The sequence below is a fragment of the Loigolactobacillus bifermentans DSM 20003 genome (assembly GCF_001434575.1).
GTDB classification, from domain to species: Bacteria; Bacillota; Bacilli; order Lactobacillales; family Lactobacillaceae; genus Loigolactobacillus; species Loigolactobacillus bifermentans.
Genome location: NZ_AZDA01000046.1, coordinates 174,675 through 193,659 on the forward strand (window position 1 = coordinate 174,675; position 18,985 = coordinate 193,659).

Annotated in this window: 17 protein-coding genes; 3 read left to right on the forward strand and 14 right to left on the reverse strand. The window is 43.1% G+C overall.

Going from position 1 to position 18,985, the window contains the following annotated elements; genetic code table 11:
• Nucleotides 1-97 precede the first annotated feature (97 nt).
• Nucleotides 98-811, forward strand: a complete 714-nt coding sequence (locus FC07_RS07415; protein WP_057904495.1) for a GntR family transcriptional regulator — start codon at nt 98-100, stop codon at nt 809-811.
• A 151-nt stretch (nt 812-962) separates the two neighbouring features.
• Here the strand turns inward: FC07_RS07415 and FC07_RS07420 are convergent, their stop codons facing one another.
• Nucleotides 963-2,708 (reverse strand): hypothetical protein, encoded by a 1,746-nt coding sequence (locus tag FC07_RS07420; protein ID WP_057904496.1) that lies wholly within the window; start codon nt 2,706-2,708, stop codon nt 963-965.
• Between the two features lie 492 nt (nt 2,709-3,200).
• On the opposite strand from FC07_RS07420, the gene FC07_RS07425 reads away from it, so the two are divergent.
• Nucleotides 3,201-3,407 carry a hypothetical protein gene (locus tag FC07_RS07425; protein ID WP_057904497.1) on the forward strand — a complete coding sequence of 69 codons (207 nt, stop codon included), beginning with the start codon at nt 3,201-3,203 and terminating at the stop codon, nt 3,405-3,407.
• Nucleotides 3,408-3,516: 109 nt separating this feature from the next.
• On the opposite strand, the gene FC07_RS07430 is transcribed toward FC07_RS07425, so the two are convergent.
• From FC07_RS07430 to FC07_RS07465, 9 genes are all read right to left on the reverse strand, one after another.
• Nucleotides 3,517-4,371: a hypothetical protein gene (locus tag FC07_RS07430; RefSeq protein WP_057904498.1), complete on the reverse strand. Its 855-nt coding sequence runs from the start codon at nt 4,369-4,371 to the stop codon at nt 3,517-3,519.
• Nucleotides 4,364-6,403, reverse strand: coding sequence for a cellulose biosynthesis cyclic di-GMP-binding regulatory protein BcsB (locus FC07_RS07435; RefSeq protein ID WP_235807476.1), 2,040 nt, complete (start codon nt 6,401-6,403; stop codon nt 4,364-4,366). Before FC07_RS07435 ends, FC07_RS07430 begins: the two co-directional genes overlap by 8 nt.
• Before the next feature lie 16 nt (nt 6,404-6,419).
• Entirely contained in the window at nt 6,420-7,673 is a 1,254-nt protein-coding gene (locus FC07_RS07440; protein ID WP_057904500.1) for a glycosyltransferase family 2 protein, read from the reverse strand.
• Nucleotides 7,674-7,690: 17 nt separating this feature from the next.
• Nucleotides 7,691-9,247: a hypothetical protein gene (locus FC07_RS07445; RefSeq protein ID WP_057904501.1), complete on the reverse strand. Its 1,557-nt coding sequence runs from the start codon at nt 9,245-9,247 to the stop codon at nt 7,691-7,693.
• Nucleotides 9,244-9,417 (reverse strand): hypothetical protein, encoded by a 174-nt coding sequence (locus FC07_RS16355; RefSeq protein WP_338040259.1) that lies wholly within the window; start codon nt 9,415-9,417, stop codon nt 9,244-9,246. Before FC07_RS16355 ends, FC07_RS07445 begins: the two co-directional genes overlap by 4 nt.
• A 67-nt stretch (nt 9,418-9,484) precedes the next feature.
• Nucleotides 9,485-10,711, reverse strand: coding sequence for a glycan biosynthesis hexose transferase WsfD (gene wsfD, locus FC07_RS07450; protein ID WP_338040258.1), 1,227 nt, complete (start codon nt 10,709-10,711; stop codon nt 9,485-9,487).
• Nucleotides 10,712-10,733: 22 nt separating this feature from the next.
• On the reverse strand, nt 10,734-11,450 hold the full coding sequence (locus FC07_RS07455; RefSeq protein ID WP_057904502.1) for a glycosyltransferase family 2 protein: 717 nt from the start codon (nt 11,448-11,450) through the stop codon (nt 10,734-10,736).
• 280 nt (nt 11,451-11,730) lie between these two features.
• The gene (locus tag FC07_RS07460; protein WP_057904503.1) at nt 11,731-13,173 is read right to left on the reverse strand and encodes a hypothetical protein; all 1,443 of its coding nucleotides are present in this window, start codon (nt 13,171-13,173) and stop codon (nt 11,731-11,733) included.
• A gap of 13 nt (nt 13,174-13,186) precedes the next feature.
• On the reverse strand, nt 13,187-14,299 hold the full coding sequence (locus tag FC07_RS07465) for a hypothetical protein (protein ID WP_083483242.1): 1,113 nt from the start codon (nt 14,297-14,299) through the stop codon (nt 13,187-13,189).
• A 175-nt stretch (nt 14,300-14,474) separates the two neighbouring features.
• Here FC07_RS07465 and wecB point away from each other — a divergent pair, with 175 nt between their 5' ends.
• A complete protein-coding gene (gene wecB / locus FC07_RS07470; protein ID WP_057904505.1) occupies nt 14,475-15,611 on the forward strand; it encodes a non-hydrolyzing UDP-N-acetylglucosamine 2-epimerase in 1,137 nt (378 codons plus the stop codon).
• Nucleotides 15,612-15,674: 63 nt separating this feature from the next.
• Here wecB and FC07_RS07475 read toward each other — a convergent pair whose 3' ends face one another.
• The 4 genes from FC07_RS07475 to FC07_RS07490 all read right to left on the reverse strand — a co-directional run.
• Nucleotides 15,675-15,908 (reverse strand): hypothetical protein, encoded by a 234-nt coding sequence (locus tag FC07_RS07475; RefSeq protein WP_057904506.1) that lies wholly within the window; start codon nt 15,906-15,908, stop codon nt 15,675-15,677.
• Nucleotides 15,871-16,566: a hypothetical protein gene (locus FC07_RS07480; protein WP_057904507.1), complete on the reverse strand. Its 696-nt coding sequence runs from the start codon at nt 16,564-16,566 to the stop codon at nt 15,871-15,873. Before FC07_RS07480 ends, FC07_RS07475 begins: the two co-directional genes overlap by 38 nt.
• 123 nt (nt 16,567-16,689) lie before the next feature.
• The gene (locus FC07_RS07485; protein ID WP_057904508.1) at nt 16,690-17,712 is read right to left on the reverse strand and encodes an LLM class flavin-dependent oxidoreductase; all 1,023 of its coding nucleotides are present in this window, start codon (nt 17,710-17,712) and stop codon (nt 16,690-16,692) included.
• Between the two features lie 376 nt (nt 17,713-18,088).
• The coding region (locus FC07_RS07490; protein ID WP_157050124.1) for an SIR2 family protein at nt 18,089-18,985 on the reverse strand (897 nt) is incomplete at its 5' end.

Here is an 18,985-nt window from a genome sequence, read left to right on the forward strand (position 1 = left end):
CAAACAATTTTAGATTTACTAGGTAACACGTACTAAATTGTCACCCACCATTTCCAGCGCTATAATGGATGTAGAAGTTATTTTACGGAGGCCATCCATGACAAAATATGCCAAAATTGCTGCGGATCTAGAAACAAAAATTCGTCAAAAAAAATTAACCGAACGCCTGCCTAACGAACGCGAACTGTGCCAGCAATATGGTGTTAGTCGCAATACCATTAATCAAGCACTTAATATTCTTGAGCAAAAGAATCTGGTTTACCGCCGCCATGGTTCTGGGACTTATATTCGGGATGTCATCAACGTTGCCGACCACAATGTCAGCATTCATCTTTTCACCGATGGCTTCCAGCGTTCTGCCGAAGCTGAAAATCGTCAGGTCAAAACAGAAATCATCGAGTTTAAACCTGCTTTTGCGCCTAAAAAGATCACGGATCAGTTACAAGTATCCGATCAAACACCACTCTACGAAGTAACACGCTTACGCTATAACAACAACCAGCCAGCTTGTTACGAACGTAATATTATTCCAATCAATTTGCTGCCAGATTTAACTCGTGACGACATGACCGGATCCTTATTCGCCTATGCTGCTAAACAACTCGATTTAAAGGTCTCTAACGCTGCCGTGGAGGTTACCGCACCGCTAGCTGATGACACGATTCGCACCGCGCTTAAACTACCCGCTGACGTACCACCAGTAGTGGTGCGCAGCGAAGGCACTGCTTTCTTAGAAAATGGCAAACCATTGGAATTTTTTGACACTTATTACCGACCAGAATTTTTTAATTTGAAAGCGAATGCGAATTAATGATGAGCGCATAAATAGACCAGCAACCGTAGTGGAAATTTCTGCGTTGCTGGTCTATTTGGTGTTGGGTTAGTTTAGATGTGCTGGCTACCAATACTTCTCAGAAAGTATGTTGAATATATAAATGGTGATTTGTTTATGCTTTAACCTCTTATTTCGAAAGTGAAAACTTAAAAGAACTCAAATTAACGATTGGCCAATTATGAAACTCTAATTTTTCTTCTGAAGTAAGTTTGTTCCAACCTTCCGTAATTCCTACATTATCTTTAAGCAAAACATATGCAGATAATCTATTCAATCTATTTTCGTTATTTTTTGCAATATCTATTAAGCTTTGAAGTTCATCAATATTTAAATCTACACCATATCGAATCTTAATCTGCAATCGATTTATAAGAACTAACTCTTTTTTCAACCCTGGTTCAATAAGATTCAACACTTTTTCTGCCAACTCAAGAAATTTATGCTCATCAGATCTATCATATGTGTTCAACAAAGCGAGTACATATAAAAGATAATAATTAGCGACTTTAGGTTCGTAACAATGAAAAGCATTAAAAGACTTTAATATTAAATCTCCAGAGAAATTTGGATAACATTCTAAAGAATTTTTGTTAGTCACATACGGACTAAATTCAACACTGTTTTGATTCTTCTCCGCAAACACTTTAACATATTTTACTAATTCTGGAGAAAAGACATTTATTACTGCTTCGTTAGAAACAATAAAACCATATAATGATTTGCCAATTTTTAATGTTATATGCTGATATTTGGGACTAGGAATAAATTCACCATTCAAAAGCTGCAATAGCTTAATCAACGAATCTTGCTGATCCGTTTCTAATTTATCCGGATCAATCTCGGGCGAAATCATTAATCGGTTATCCAAATCATCAATTGTCTTTTTTAATTGTTTTATTTGCATCTGTAATGTCTTTATCATCTTTTGTTGTTGTATATTTGATTGATCAGGATGATATCCAACTATTTCTAATAAGAAAGAAGCATCTTTAAGCCGCTCAATATACGTCCCTTTAAGGGTATATTGAATAACTACTTTATGATTTGATTCATCGTTATGCAAATTTACACTAAAAATGATATTGCCGTTTGAACCAGTAACTACTTTTCGAAGACCAGTTTCTGCTGATTCTTCCGTCATAGTTCTCATCATAACCCCACTTGGAGACATCATTTGTCCTTTTTCAATTTTAAAAAATCCTGTCACTTCTGCCTCACCAACTGGTATATCAATTGGATTGCCGCTTTCTTTATCAACAATTGTACGATACAGATAAGCCCCACTAAGGAGAGTTTCCTTAACATATTCTGGCTTTGACTTCACTTTTATTTTTATAACTGTTCCAGAATGTAAGGAATCAGATAAAGCTAACACATTAGCTGTCTGACGCTTACATTGCTCAATAAAGTCTTCGAAAATATTCAAAAGTACCTCTGGTTTTTTAGGAAACATTTTAAACTTGATTGTCTTTTTTTGCTGCTTGGCAGGTACACTTTTATCAAGAGTTTTCAATTCAATTGGAGAAAATTTTTTAAAAAGAAGCTTGGGGTGTCGTAAATCTGCTAATGAAACCACAAAATAGATAACACCATTTGTGTGTTTTAAATAAAATCTAATATCAGACATAGATACAGGATATTTATTATTAGATAACTCACTACTACTTCCCTTTACCTGTATCACTATACTATACTTAAGATTATACTTTGAAGGTTGTTTGCCTTCTTTCAAATCATATACCTCAATTTGACCATCTATAGCCGGATTTTTATCATTAATTGCAATATTCGAAGTATCTACTTCTTCAAAGTATTGAAAATATTTTTGAATTTCTAGAATTGCGTCATGTTCAATTTTTTTACGATTATCCAATATAATTACTCCTCATTCTACAACTCTATTTATCAAGAAAATGTAACAAATCGGCTCTATATAGAATACCATGAAATTATTCTTAGCTAAACTTACATTACTTTATCAATTAATATTCACGAGATATTAACAATGAAAATCATTTTCATACCGAACACTTCGATTAATAAACTATTCATCATAAAAAAATTCCAGTCAGCTTAAGCAAATATACTAAACTTAATTGGAATTTTTATTGATTAATTCTAGTTTTGTACTTGTTCATAAATAAATGCACCCAGTAACGTTACCACCGAAACCAAATAAAGCCCAACGGCCACTTGTATCATGATTCGCCCACCTTTGTCTGTATAACTTGCTATTTAACAGCATAAGTGAGAAATCGTTTCCAAGTCACGGTTTATTTTTATTGAGTGGTACTACTAACTTTAATCTGATGATGTTTTTATCAAGTAAACAGTTACGTCTTATCAAAACGCTGAGGTGAACCTGATGCAAACCAATAAACCTTTCTATCGCAAATACACTTTCTGGCTAGGCCTACTGAGTTTTTTGGTCTTGACGCTACTACAACACTTTGGTCATCCCTTACGCTACACTATTGTCTGGTGGCTAGAACTCGGATTTGGTGTCTTAACCGTTATTTTTTTCTTGACCATCGGTTTTCACGCCAATGATATCTCCAAACATGATCAGTAATCATAACGTTTAAAACAAGTCCACCGGGCTTGTTTTTTTTCAACTCAAAAAGCACCCCACCAACCCAGCCGTCTCACCGCCAGATCAATTAGAGTGCTTCTCATATCATTTAAAAATCATACTGCGTTTCGCGAACCCCGGCGTCGATCAAGTCGTACGGGGTGGTCATGGTATCGTCATTCCATTGGACGACGCCGGCGATCATATAAATCGCCAGGTCGGCCAGCAATGAGTTTTCCAACAGTTGTTTGTTAAATCCAGCTTTGACGCGGTTGGCGGCAATGCCGGCACCAGCTGCGTCGGAGTAGAGCAAAACGGCCCAAGTGGGGTCTTCCACGTTTAGCAAGTAGGTAATGTCGTTGTTACGTGTTTCAGCTTTAATGGTTTCAGATGCTAAGTGTAGCAGTGCTTGCAGTTGGTTCGAACTCATCATGTGTTTCAAGTCATCAAAATACCGGATTTTGATGATCACTGTAGCAACGGGGAGCTCAAAGCGACGATGGGTTTCCACAAACACACCGGCGTCTTCAACGTAAGCGACGGTGGTCCGCAGATTGGTCTCTTCGTCAAAGGCCCCGCGTTCTACCAAAGCACTGCGCAGTTCACCGTTGCTTTCCTGTAATTTGATCTGATTGCGGGTCATAAAGTAAGTGATCACCGACAAGATCAACGGCATGATCATCCAAAAGGCCAGTTCCCAATGCACGTCAGCTTTTTGAACAGTATATTGGTAAACCACGATCAACACCTGAACAGCAATAAACAAAAAATTAGTCAGCAAACTGGTGATCAGTCCAAAAAAGTAAGTGATGATCAAGATTCCCATGGTGAGAAATAAATACAAAATATTCAGCAATAAATTGCCACTAACCGCCATTAGAATCGCTAAAGCACAAAATAGCGCCAACATCAGGATCAGCCCAACGTCTTGAAAAGCGGATTCACGTTTATTCTCGTCAGACATGCTTCTTCCCCCCGTTTAACAGGCCTTGTTTGCGAATCACCAGCACCGCCGTTGCCCCTAAAATGCCCAGCATCAAAACAGCCAAGCCAAGATACAAGATCAATTGTGAGTTTTTACTGATCAGTTCCTTCTTATTTAAAGAGGCGTCAATATACTTGTTCTTTTTAAAGCGGTAGCCGTAGTGGCTATTGTTGGCGTCCACCACAATGGCATCCCCAGTAAACTGGCGAATGTTCTTTTGAAAATTGATCTGCGTTGACGCCAAATAAGTGGCATTGGTATTAGCCCCTGTTACCACCAGCAACCCACGTTTACTGTTATAAGGTGAGCGTAACAGTTGCGCCGTGCCAATGGTTTTGCCGTAATCGCGTTCAATGCTTAGCTTTTCATTGGAAATCAGTCGTTTAAAGTTACGATTGTATTGGAAATACAACTTATGATTCAGCTGTTTCACCAATGCGTTATTCTGCGGCGTACCAACAACAATCACATTATGATGGGCCAATACCTGCTTTGATGGGGTTTTGGTATAAAATTGAATACTACCAGTATTGCTTTTGGCAAAATTCCCAATCAAATTAAACACGTTGGTCAACGTTTTAAAGTCATTGCCATCTAAATGTTTCGGGATCACCACTGCTAAGTCATTGTAAGTTTCATTTTTGATAAACAAGGTTGGATAGTTAGTAAACAGTAAATCGTTGCTTTTTTCGGATTTAACGTGGATCTTTGAACGATCTGATACTTCCGCCCAAGGTGTGGCCGTATTATCTGACTGCACATGATCTTTCATTTCCAGATCAAAGGCAACCCGGACGGTAAAGGTATTGCCTAGCGCCATGCCGCGCGGTACATGGGCCACAAAGGTGTCGCCATTGGTATGGGTCAGCGATAACTTTTGACTGCCGATAGTTTGATTATTGATTGATGCCGTCACCAACGACCGTTTAAAATTCAAGTTTTGACTGTAACGTAAATGCAATTGGATCGTGGTACCGTCCGCATTAGAGCGATCATTGGGCAAACTAACCAAATAACTGGTTTCGTGATGGCCGACCCCTGTCACTGTTGTACTCGTTGTCGCCAATTGTTTCACCCCGCTGTTATCTTGCAAGGATGAGGTAAAGGTTGCCGTATCACTGCCAACCGTTTCAGTGGCCTTGTTGGTTTCCCGCATTAACTCTTGGTTGGCCACAAAGCGTGCGGTCTGCTTCAGCAAGCTGGCTGTTGGTGCCGTCACGATCAAATAGTGCTTGCCGTTGGTGTAATCTGTTTTGATCACCCCGTGATTGGCAATGGCTTTGGCACTGATCTGTTTTTTGAAACGCTGGGGTAACTGTTTGTATTGCGCTACCACCATGATGTAGTCCTGTTGCTGAGCCGCCATATTTTTCAGCCGCTTCACTGGAATCTGGTCGATTTGCGTGGTGATCACGCGGGATTCTCCTGATAAAGCGATCATACCCGCAGTTAATTCGCCAGCAGTCGGCTGATTGGGCAACACGATCCGCGACTTTTGGTGGGCAATGGTATCTTGCCCTGAAAAATGATCGTAGAAAGAATGAACGGTATTGTCCGCTTCTTTCAGGTCATATTCAAAGTTCACATTGGACCCACCTTCAATGGTCAGCCAGTTCGCCGGCGTTTGGGCCAAATCATAATGCGTCCCCGCCTGATTTAAGATCTGACCATTGATCTCCAGTTCATTTTGTCCTTTTAATAAGTTTAACGGAATCGTGATGGTTTCAGTTTGCTCCCCAGTTTTAGCTTGTGGCCGAAAGGAATCAAATTTCACCCCGTTAATGGACACCGTAATATCAGATGTGTCCCGTGAGGCCAATTGGGAAATTTGATAATTAAAATTAAACGTGGCCTTTTTTACGGTCCAGTAGTCCATTTTTGTGAAGTACATGTTGGTTTGCACAGACTTACCCGATAGCGTTGCCGTGTCATTTTGAAACGCTTGGGTATAGGTTTCGGCCGCTTGTACCGGCTGCTTGCCACTCACCCACAACCAACAGCCCAGTACCAATAGGACGGGTAGCCACCTACTGATAGCGTTTGGTTTTGTACCATTTTGCTTGTTTATGAAAGACTTGCTCACGAATATATCCCACCATTCCGTATGCCGCGACGGCTAACCACATTTGACTATAGACAACGTACATTAAGAAGATCAGTGACAAGTTGCCTGCCGACAACTCGCCGCGTTCCGTGGTCAGCGTTACAAACGTACTGACCACAAATAACACAATGGCAAACAGCCACAACCAATTGCTAAACCCTTGCAGGTCCGAATGGGTGATTCCCGCCACCGATAAGATAAATACCACATCTGATAAAATCAAGGCTGTCATTAATAAGAAGTAAATCACCATAAAGTACACCAGATCAAAGCGAATCCGATTGCCACGCTTACTGAAAATTAAACGTAGATTTTTCAAGATCACATAAATATTCCCTTTGACCCAACGTGTGCGCTGATGAAACCAAACATCCAACGTTTGCGGTTCCTGTTCCCAAGTTACCGCTGCCGCACGGAATTTGATCTTATAGCCCATTTGATAGATACGAAAACTGACTTCTGTATCTTCCGCTAAAGCTTTAACATCCCAGCCCCCAATTTGTTCCACAACACTGCGACGTACCACATAATTGGTGCCGGGAATGGTACAAAGGCCAAATAATTGTTGGCGGCCAGCCTGCGCCATCCACTGAAACGCCAGTGTTTCAATGTTGATAAATCGGGTCAGGATCGACGCGTTTTTGTTGCGGGTGCGAAACTTGCCGATAACCGCCGCATAGTGATCATCTTGCAGCAACTCTGCAACTAAGATCCGCAGGGCGCTTTTTTCAGGTGTATTATCCGCATCATAAATCGAGATCACACTGCCGCGGGCTTGCTGCAACCCAATATTTAACGCATTGGACTTGCCTTTGCCCCCATTGGTTTTATCGGTGTTGATCACCACCAAACGCTGCGCTGTAAATTCTTGTTGCAACTGCCCCAATAGGGCTGCTGAGTTGTCATCTGAATTGTCGTTGATCACGATCACTTCATACTTGTCATGCGGATAATCAAAACTTAACAATGACAACACCGTTTTAACGATCACCACCCCTTCATTATGGGCTGGGACTAAAATCGAGACAAATGGCACTTTGGCAGGTAGCGCCGGCACCGGTGTCCGCACTTGCCGTAAATAATTAATGTAGCCTGCTACCGTTAAAATCAGGTTCACTACTAAGATCCCCCAGATCACCACCGTTGCAACTAATACAAAATAATCAATGATCGGCATGCTTGCTTCCCCCTTCGTTAGCGATAATATTTATTCCGATAGATCTTGCGTCCTAACCAAATAAAACCGATCAAGATCACGAAAATCACGCTAAAGAGCACGGTTAAAATCATGCCTTGCACTTTAAAGAACCCTTTTAGCCGCACCACATGCTGATACGTCGGCTGCTTAAAGTTCTGTTTCACCACATCGTTGACCATTTTGGGACGACCATTTAAGAAGTACTGACCATCACGATAACTGACTTTAACGGCACCAGCCTGTAACGTGGTGTCCAAATGACCAGCCGGTTGATACCAAGTGACATTTAAGCCCGTAATTTGTCGTTCGACAGCCTGTAATTTGGCCTGTGTTGCAGGCAGTTTCACCGTTAAGGCCGTTGGCGCCGCAAACTGGACCTGTGCCAAGGACTTCACGGTATTAAAGGAGGATGCACTCACCGCCAAAAAGCTTTGCTTCACCGCAGTCCCTTGCTGGTCCTCATGAATAAACGTGGTCGGTTGGTGATCCGGTAGCAATAACCAGCTATTGGTCTTGGTTAAAAAGTTTTGCCGGTAAACACGGTCTTGGTTCCAATAGCCTTGACTGCTAATCCCCACTGGAAACACATTGTTTTGCGCAAAAGCAACCAGCTCATTACTGATCAAATTTTGTAGCTCCCGTTGCGGCTGTGCATAAGCTCCAGGGTTTCCGACAGCTGGGGTTTGTAAATACACCACCCCATTGTGATTTTCAACATTGCGCAACGCTTTGGTAAAACGCTTATACGCCGCCATGGTGGTATTTTGCGCCACCGTTGTTGTGCTTACCGCAAACGGAATATTGTGGTTTTCACAATACTGACTTAGGTGCGCCAACAGCGTCAAGTGACTATAGGGCGTCACATTGGTAATGGTCAACATGGGTTGTTGCTGCATGTGACGTTGAAAGACTTGTGCCATGGTTTGCACCGCTAGCGTCAAGCTCAACCCATTATTCCGCCAATCTGGTAAATAACCATTGTGTTGATACACGGTGCCATAAGCATAAGTGGCCGCGTCTTTTTCCTGAGTTGCCAACGTGCCAAAAGTCGTACTGTTCGCATGGGTCTGTGTCAACACGGTCATGGTTTCAGAAAATGGCAATTGTTGGCTTGCCTGTTGAGCCTTCAGTGTAAATTGTTTTAAAGACACTTTTTGCTTCTGAGCACCTAAAGCCTGCGCTTCCGTTGCCGTTAAATTATCACCAATATGTAATTTGGCACCTTGAAACTGATCTCGATCATGAATAAAGGTTTGGTTCGTTAAGCCCACTTCCGGCCAGTTGATCATCGTTACGACCCCAGCATAGGCTTGCGTCAACATCCCTTTGTGATACTGATTTTGTGACACCGTTCGGACTTTTAAATTTAAGCTAGTCAGTGCGCGTTGCACCGTATCGATTTTCGCAGTGCCATTGGCCACCGTATTCTTAGAATCATACACCAACAATACCCGTTGGCTAGCCGCGGCAACCGGAGTTGAGCGCCAGCCGAACGCTATTAACAGACATCCCCAGCACAACCCTAGCAGCAGCCATTTCACTGAACGTTTCATTTTGTCACCTCAGCTTCTCCTGCTAACCACAGTCGGTGTTGCAACATGTCTGAGACAAACAACACCAGCATTAAGTCCATACTCACAGGGGCCATAAATAAATGCTTGGCCAGGTCCACATCACCACTGCCGATGACTGATGTGATCGGTACAAAAACACTGACCGTCATCAAAGCAACCACCAGAAAGAAACGGACAACATTTTCACTGCGCCGGTACTTAAACCCAAAGTACGCACTAATGCCATATACCCCAATGAAGCTTACCGCTAGCAATAAAATAAAGGCAAACCGGCCTGGGAAAAAAGGCCCCCATTAACGCACTATAAGTCGTGAAAAAGGTTAGCTGAGCGCGTGGCTTGTGGCCGGCTGCCTTCACATAGTCCCCGGTTGCCTTGACCTGGGTGATCATAAAGTCCCGGGCCGCTACATCGAGCAACGCTTCAAACTGTTTGGGATGCAACGCATAATATTTAAACAGCCACGGCAAATTGTACTTGCTTAATAACTGGTGCGACACGTACTTGCTGCTAGGCTTCAGAGCCGTATATTTTTCAGTGTAATAATCTTCACTCCGCATGAGGCCAAACTGTTCGCTGATCCCAAACTTTTTAATTTCTTGACTCACGTCTTGATCCGAATACAGTAACACCCCGTGGGTAAACGCATGGTAATTGTTAATGTCACTAAAGTAACTGTTAATATTGGAATAGGTGTACACCCCTGCCGCCAGCAGGACCGCCATTAAACCTGCTAACGCCAGCCGCCGGACTTTACTTTGCACCAGCATCAGTAGCCCAAGGGCCCCCACCATAAAGCTTAAGGCCAGCGGCGCATTTTGTTGCTTGCTGGTGACCAATAAACTGGTGGCTACAAAATACAACACGATCAACGGCCACTGCCGCTGGTAACAATGCCGTGCTAGCAACAGCAACGCCGCAACGGCATAGATCAGCATCAAGTACATCTCAGGCTCTGCAAAAAAGGTGTTGAAATATAATGTAAAGGACGAGTCCCCAAAAACAAGCACCACTAAGGCCGCAATCACATAACTGCGAAACCGTCGTTCCGAAACAACCAAGGCCTTTGTCAGTAAGTAGATTGCCCCTAAAAACAAGCCATAATACACCAGCCCCATAAAGCGAATGTCAAAAACCTTGTGGCTGTAAAACACCTGATTTAAAAATAGGGCCGTTTTCACAAATACCGGTTGTGACGAAAAAATCGCCGCATGATTTTCATTGAAATATTGATAGATCCCGTATTTAGGCGCCACATAATCCAAATAAGTGTCATGTAATTTATACATGCCATTACTGTTAATGGCGCGGTAAAAATCCCCATTATCCGCTAAGCCATGGATCGGCGGCACAAACAATAACCACCCAACAATGATGGCCGCCAGCAGTACCGCAAATAAGGCCGGTGAAAGGTACTTTTTAAATTTTGCTACGGCCTGCTTCAAAACGTTCCCTCGCGATCCAGCGTTATTTCAATAAGGTATGTTGAAAACCAGAAAAATCATGCACCGCATGTTCCCCAATTTTGATAATTGACTTTAGATTGATACTATTCACACCGCCTTGCCGTGGCCGGAATGTCACGCGGGTAAAACGGTATTTAAGCTGTTTTTTCACGTACATCACCGACAACAATACATTGGGTAAATTATACTTGTCTGGAATCTTCGCCAATAACGGCGCCAGGCTACTAGCCGACATTAACCGATAAGGCGTATTGGCATCCACTACCCAAACGTGGAACTGCGCCAACACCACCAGGCGCAAAACCTTGGTGACGATCCAACGGGCTAGGCCATCTTGCCGCACTTTGCGAAAGCCAAATTGTGCATCAAATTGCCGCCGTTGTTGCCAAAATGGCATAAACTCACTGGGCAACGTTTGCCCATCAGAATCCGTTTGAAAGATATAATCTGCATGATGGGCCACCGCATAGTGATAGCCAAATAACACGGTATCCCCATGACCGCCGTTGGGCTTGTCCAACACCAGCAATTGCGGCAACTGCTGGGCCAGCGCTTGTAGCTTCGCCAAGGTTTGATCACGACTGCCATCATTAATGATCACCAGCCGACTGGTAGCACCAACCTGTTGCACGATTTCATGCCACTCTTTCGCCACCGCTTGAATATTATCCTGTTCGTTATAAGCTGGTATCACAATGTATAAACAATCCTGAACCATGCTAAATCCTCCTCTTATTTTAAGCCCATTACCTAACGCGCTAACACTGGAAACTGATGGAAGCATAGCAAACGTTCCTATTCGATTTAATGAGATTATCATGTGAATTATAACATGAAAATAGTCAACAATTAACACTTTCATTAATGAATAATTGATATTTTCGTGAAACATATGTGTACCACAAACCAGCGCTGTTACTGGCATTTATTAATGTGACGTTTTGTACAATCTGGCTTTGAAATTGGTCTAGCCGTTATTTTTGTGAAACAGCCGCTAACTAACGGGCGAGATACCGGAAGAAAAACGCCTGCCGCTTCCCTAAGATGTTTTGGCGATAATCCGGTTGACGATCGATTGGTACAGCATACTCCAAATGGCGTTGATTATCTTGAAATGGTCGCTGGTTAACTTTGGCCACATACCGATCCCGATCATAATTTACCGCACGCAAAATTTCATGGGTGGGTGTGACGGCGCCTAACCCGAATACTACCAATAAACAGATCAATTGGCGTGGTTGCGTCACACTGTTCGCCAAGGCTTGTTGCACCAATAAACATAACATCAGTAATGCGGGAATCGACACCCGCATGACAAAATCAGGTCCGGTCCCAATTTTGAAAAACGGACAAAGCAGTAAGATAACCAACAGCAGGTCAAATTCCGGATTGCGCCAATTCTGGCGCCACAATAACACGGCATATAACCCAACTTCAGTGACGATAAAGGCACCATAATAACCCCACTGCGTCAGCCCTTGTGGCAAGTTAAGGTGGATCTCGCTACTGACCTGATTGGCTGTGATAAACAACCCCAGCACCACCATTAACACCAAGCCAAGGCCGTTTTCCCAAGTCATGAGGTCGTGCCACCAAGGCCCTGTTTTTTGGCGCAGATGCTGTAGCGCCCAATACCCCACAAACGGCACTAACCCTAACAATGGCAACGGGCCGTACAACAAGCCCACACTAAATACCGCCAACAACTGCCGGTTTTGGCGCATGGTTTTCAGCAATAAGAAAATCAGCCAACTGGGCAGTGCCTGGTTAAATACCCAATATAACTGGGTGGTAAAACTACTATATTGATAAGGGGTAGTCCACTCTAAGTGAGACGTCAATGTAACCTGTGCCAGATCTTGTAGCGTGATTACTTTGGCCAAAATATCGGCACCACTGAAAAAAATCAGCACCAGCAACGGCCAAACAGCCAGTTGTCGACGCTGGGCACAAATCAAATAGTAGCATAATAACACACCACCGACGGCCCAAACGGCTTGAAAATGTAGCCCTACCGCTAAGCCAAACACCTTGCCTAACCCAGCTGCCGGTAGCCAAAATCCAAAGTAGTACACCAAAGGTGCTTGATGAGACGTGCTAAACCGCACGGGCCAAGGCTGATTGACCAAGGCTTCAAACACGCCATTGCGGCCTTTAAAATCAAAATTTTGAAAGGACAAGCCCCCAATGCCAGATAAATAGACCCACAAAGCCGCTAGCAAAACCGCCACACCCAAATAAACGTAGGTTCGTTTTACGCGAAAATTCGGGACCCATACTTGTGGTGCTTGTTGAAATAAACGATAAGTGGGATAACTCAATAACACCAGTAATAATACCCACCAACTGGTTTTCAACCAGCCCACCAAAAAGATTAAAACGGGCACGTACAAATAGACATAACTTAATCTGGTAAAAAAACGCGATTCTTGCTGTTCCACTAAAAAACTCCTTTTAATATAACGCCGCTGATAAACCGACTAGATCATTGTAAGAATAAGACTGCTTGCCAACACTTAAAGCCCCGTACAGTGCAGAACTGACCTGCGTATTTTGCGCCTGCCATACCTGCGCCATTGCCTGATGATACGCCTTTTGTTCGCCAACAGTGGCAAAAATCATCGCCGCCAACGCATAACTACCCGCTGATTGATCACGATCCGTCACCCCACCTGTCACCGAATAACCATTGGCTAACTGATGCTGGGCCACTTGCGTTTTCAACCAAGTCACCGACGTGGCCTTTAGGTGCCCGACCTCAGCTAAATGCAATAATGTTTCCAAGGCCTCTGACGTATTCAGGTCCTGGTTGCTATAGCCTTTGCTATGCCAATTGTAACTGCTGGCATATAGTGGAAAAGCATCCCCTAAATAACCTTGCTGCACGATTTTTAATTGTTGCTGGTAAGCGTTGCGCTGCCGCCCCGTTTCAAAATAGCGCAAGGTTAATAAATCATAGTAGGCTAGCGGGGCGTCAGCGCTAACGGCCCCATTGTCCCGATTCCGAAACGCCGCCACTTTGCCACCTGTGATCACCTTTTGTTGCTGTAATTGGGCAAATAATTGGGCCGCCTCGTGGCGCTGTTGGCGGCTGTGTGTTTGCTGGGCCATGGTCAATAACGCCCGAATCACCCGCAGATCATCTAAAGTGGCGTTGACATTGGCCAGCTGATGCGTCCGCGGTTGGTATCGATAACCAAATTGTTGCTTTTGGTAAAAGGTCCGCTTAGTGGTGCGATAAAAGGTCTTAAACGCCGTAGTTTGTCGCGTTTGCGCCAAATAATTAAGCCACAAGCCAGATGACTCTAATAACAGCTCGTGCCCGGTGGCCACCTGTGTCTGGGCTTTTTCCGTCTGATAATTGGTATATAACCCTTGCTTGGTCAGCATCCCCCGTTTAATAAACCGGACTAGCCGCGCCGGCTGTTGTTGATTACGTTGCCAGTGGGTTCTCACCACAAATTGGCGTGGCGCTTGCCGCGGCGTACGCACCTGCGCAGTATGCTGACAGCCTCCAAGCCCTAGTAAACTGAACCCACATAGTATGATCAAAGCTATTTTTTTCATATCACTCATCCGATTAATTTAAAACTAGTCAGACGTGGCGTAGACCAATCGTCGACTAGTCTAAGTGTAAACAAAGCCTACTGGATTTTCAATGACTTTCAATTTCGAGTTTAGAATATCACCGGGTTGTACTATAATCGAGCTAACATCTCGCTAATTGGAGCTGAATTGACCAATGAAAAAAATCAAAGTCATGACTGTTTTCGGAACTCGCCCTGAAGCCATTAAAATGGCGCCGGTGGTCAACGCGTTAACTGCTGATCCCACTTTTGACGCGGTGACAGTGGTTACTGCCCAACACCGGGAAATGCTGGATCAGGTATTGGCAATCTTTAACATTATCCCACAGTACGACCTGAACATTATGAAACAAAGTCAAAGCCTCACCGATATTACCGTGCATATTTTAACTGCAATCAATGACATCTTAACTCAGGAACAGCCTGACATTGTGCTGGTTCACGGTGACACCGCCACAACCTTTGCGGCCAGTCTCAGTGCTTTTTACCATCAAATTGCCATTGGCCACGTGGAAGCCGGCTTACGCACTTGGCAAAAATATGCGCCTTACCCTGAAGAAATGAACCGCCAACTGACGGATGATTTAAGTGACCTTTACTTTGCACCAACCACCACCAGCAAAGCAAATCTGCTGGCCCAACATCATCCTGCCGATCAGATCTTCATTACCGGTAACACTGCCATTGACGCCTTACAACAAACTGTAGCGGCAGATTATCACCATGACTTGCTGGACCACTTGGATCCCCACCACAAAATGATTCTCGTTACCATGCACCGTCGTGAAAACCAAGGCGCCCCTATGGAACGCACCTTCAAAGCCATTCGCACGGTGGTGGACCGCCATGCTGACGTGGAAGTGGTGTTCCCCGTCCATTTAAACCCAGTCGTCAAACACGCCGCCGACATAATTTTAGGCAACGACCCGCGGATCCACTTGATCCCACCACTGGACGTCATTGATTTTCATAACCTGGCCGCGCGCAGCACCTTTATCATGACTGATTCAGGTGGCGTTCAAGAAGAAGCCCCTTCGCTAGGCAAACCGGTGCTAGTCTTGCGCGACACCACCGAACGACCAGAAGGCGTTACGGCAGGCACGTTGAAACTGGTGGGCACTGATCCAGAACAAGTTGCCACTGCCATGGAAACCTTACTAACCGATCAGGCCGCCTATGATAAAATGGCCAATGCCAAAAATCCTTACGGGGATGGTCACGCCACTGAACGCATTCTTGACGCCATTCGGTATCATTTTGGTGCTTCAACAACCCGCCCAACTGATTTTTAAGCGCAAATTAATAGCCGCCACGCAACTGAATATCAGTTGGATGGCGGCTCTTTTAGTGCTGACTTAGTCACGATAATAATGCCTTGGATAATTAATGCTGGCATAGCGGTACTGTTGAAGTAGCGCCTCATCACTACGCTTGATCATTTCCCGTGGTCCTAAGCGTGCCATCCGTGCCTTAAAATCATCATCATCTACCTTGGGATTGTTTAAGTAAGCTAACACATCTTTTAATTCTTCTGCATCGCTGGGGGTGAACTTAATGTCTGCTTCGGTGTAGTGTTTCATTTGTTGCATGCTTATCCCGCCTTTCATCAACATCGTTTAGATATTGTAATGCTTCATTAATGATTGTTTTATAATCATTCATTCGATGTGTTTCGTCAAAAATTAACTGAATTGTATCAAATCCTTCAATGCTCGCTAATAAGCCAATCCCATCAGCTGTACTACTATAAAACTGTAATTTATTAAACGTGTCGTAATAAGTATAGGCCGCTAACACATTTAATCCCTTTAGACAGGCGCCAAAATCAACCATTACAGCAACATCTTTTAGAATTGACGTTTTAATCATATTATTCGGCTGCTCATAATATTGTTTGCGCACCAACATATTCTGGTACTGCGCCGTCAGTTGCTGAATCTGCTTTGACAATTCATTATGAAAATAGGTTTCGGCTTCAATGGTTCGATCAAACTTCTTATAAGCGATATCCTGCTTACGTGAACGACCATTCCAAAAATAGGTAAAGACGGCCACAATGCCACCGATCAACACACTAATTTCTTTGATGTTAGCCCAAAAAACATTTTCTTGCAAGTCATTGGTATTTAACCAACGTAACGGTACCGGTAGCCTCACGGTCCCAATTAAATAGCCTATGATACCTGCCAGTAAGCGCCAGTAACCCCGCTTTAAACCACCATGCCATTTGAAAAAATCTCGTCTCAATTTCGTTGAACACCCTTTCTTGTCAGTTATCAGTCGCGCTTATTAATAACTTACGTACTTGGTGTTTAAACCCATCAAAAAAGGATCCTAAACCTGAAATTCAGACCTAGGATCCTGCTTTCATTACCGCCAGCCTAACGCTGGTGCAATGTCATTCATAATCGAACTTAACAAATGGACGTTATAGGCCACCCCTAACGTTGACGGTACGGTGATCAACACGGTATCAGCTTCTTGAATTGCTTGATCTTCGGCTAACTCCTTGATCAACTGATCAGGTTCACCCACAAACATCTTCCCAAAAATCGTTGGGTTTTGGTGATAAGCCAAGTAACCCACTTCATCATTGGTTTGGGTCCCTTGGGCAAATAACTTCGCATCTTGGTCATTGACAATTGGCATAATGGAACGGGTGACCAGCGTCCGCGGTTCAAAATCGTGTCCTGCTTGCTTCCACGCTGCCTTATAAACTTGTAACTGCTTAGCCTGTTGCACGTGGAATGGTTCATTGGACTCGTAGTTCACCAACGTGGAAGACTGTAAGTTCATCCCCTGTTGGGCCGCCCAAACTGCAGTGGCCTGACTACCAGCGCCCCACCAGATCCGCTTGTGCAACGTTGGTGAAAACGGCTCTAACCGGCGTAAACCAGGTGCTTGTGGAAACATCGGTTGCGGATTAGGTTCCGCAAAAGGTTCCCCTTTGAGCAGTTCCAAAAACTTCAACGTGCGCTGCCGGGCAATTTCTTTGATTTCTTCTTCCGAATAATCATAACCAAAATACTGCCAGCCATCCTTCACTTGTTCCGGCGACCCGCGGCCAACACCAAGTTCCACCCGGCTTTGCGTGAGAACATCGGTTGACATGACATTTTCCGCCATCATAAACGGATTCTCATACCGCATATCCACTAAGCCAGTGCCAATCTCGATTTTAGACGTTTTTGCCCCAACCGCAGCCATTAACGGATACGGCGTGCCAATTTGGTCTGCAAAATGATGCACCCGGTACCAGGCGCCATCCATACCTAACTTCTCCGCTTCAACTGCCAAATCCACTGATTCTTCATAAGCCTGTTGGGCAGAAGTTACCATAGAATTATTTTGTTGCCAAAACCCAAAACTCAAAAAGCCGATCTTCTTTGTCATATCGATCACCTCATTTAACGTTTGCGCCCACATTTGAAAGCATTGGTAGCGCTTATGGCGTTATTATGGCATAAGCATCCGGGTTCGCCAAATGATTTGATTACCACGTGTTTCCTGGAGTATCAGTCAGATTTTACTTTTTAATCGGTACCTGTTTTACGCCACGCAGTGCTGTACCTAGCCCTTTCAACTGCTGGTGTCATTTCATCGGTGATACGTTTATGATATGGCTAATAACATACAACTCAATTTTTCTTAATTTGAATCCAACATTTAAATAATATAACTGCCTTGGGCAAATAACCATTTAAAACTGCATATCGTTAAATAGTCACGCTGTCTTGGGTATTTGCTTAGCAGGTGACATATTTTTAAATCATTCAGTTTTTAAACTTATTGATCTATTTAATGCTTTTCTAAACTTTAATGGTAATTCATCAAAACTTTCAACAGTAAACACTTGAACTCCCAATTCATTAAGTATTTTAATTTGATCATGAAACAACTCAAAATTTAAAAAACGACGTAATCGACCATTAGGTATTTGTCCTTCTTCCAATCGTATTCGTTTAATAAAAGCAATATGTCGTTGTTTTATACCATTCTTATTACGATTCTGTTTTGACTGCCACAGTAATCTTCGTAAATTAACGTCATTAAATGAAAAACCAACTAGCCAGGCCTGTGTATTCTGCAATAACTGTGATTGCACTACATTTGCCTCATTAGAAGAATTTGTAAGCAGTTCCATATACGCATCATCGCTAAGAATCACATTCTGTGAACTATACTGGCGCCAGCTTTCATACATTGGAAGAAATCCATGGCAGTGTTTAATAAGATCCTCTGGAATCTCCATCTTACTTTTTATATCATACTTTATTCTCAGCTTAGAAATTTTATAATCAAGTAAATCATCAAAATTATAATTTATAATCTGTTGAAACACTTTATCCACAACTGAAAATTCCGCAATTTCATCAATCATATCAGACCTATTGTTCATTCGAGAAAAATTTGTTCCATATAGAGCACTTCTCAATATACTAAGATATTCATTTTTTGTAATTCCTATATTATGATATGCCATAGTCTCGTAAAATTCTGCTCTTCTTGTTTCAGAACTAAAATCTTCCTTAGCAATATCCCAAAAGTTTTTAAGCTTTGATTGGTCTTTTAAAAAATCTATATTTTGAAATTTTAAATATTTTTCAAGTTTACCCGAATTATTCATACGAGGTTTAATATCGGCATACCGCACAATTTTGGACCA

Bases quoted from the DNA above. Each gene is read 5' to 3' on its own strand.
- FC07_RS07415 (WP_057904495.1), top strand. From the start codon at position 98: ATGACAAAATATGCCAAAATTGCTGCGGATCTAGAAACAAAAATTCGT.
- FC07_RS07425 (WP_057904497.1), top strand. From the start codon at position 3,201: ATGCAAACCAATAAACCTTTCTATCGCAAATACACTTTCTGGCTAGGC.
- FC07_RS07430 (WP_057904498.1), bottom strand. From the start codon at position 4,371: ATGTCTGACGAGAATAAACGTGAATCCGCTTTTCAAGACGTTGGGCTG.
- FC07_RS07440 (WP_057904500.1), bottom strand. From the start codon at position 7,673: ATGCCGATCATTGATTATTTTGTATTAGTTGCAACGGTGGTGATCTGG.
- FC07_RS07445 (WP_057904501.1), bottom strand. From the start codon at position 9,247: ATGAAACGTTCAGTGAAATGGCTGCTGCTAGGGTTGTGCTGGGGATGT.
- FC07_RS16355 (WP_338040259.1), bottom strand. From the start codon at position 9,417: ATGACGGTCAGTGTTTTTGTACCGATCACATCAGTCATCGGCAGTGGT.
- FC07_RS07455 (WP_057904502.1), bottom strand. From the start codon at position 11,450: ATGGTTCAGGATTGTTTATACATTGTGATACCAGCTTATAACGAACAG.
- FC07_RS07465 (WP_083483242.1), bottom strand. From the start codon at position 14,299: ATGAAAAAAATAGCTTTGATCATACTATGTGGGTTCAGTTTACTAGGG.
- wecB (WP_057904505.1), top strand. From the start codon at position 14,475: ATGAAAAAAATCAAAGTCATGACTGTTTTCGGAACTCGCCCTGAAGCC.
- FC07_RS07475 (WP_057904506.1), bottom strand. From the start codon at position 15,908: ATGCAACAAATGAAACACTACACCGAAGCAGACATTAAGTTCACCCCC.
- FC07_RS07485 (WP_057904508.1), bottom strand. From the start codon at position 17,712: ATGACAAAGAAGATCGGCTTTTTGAGTTTTGGGTTTTGGCAACAAAAT.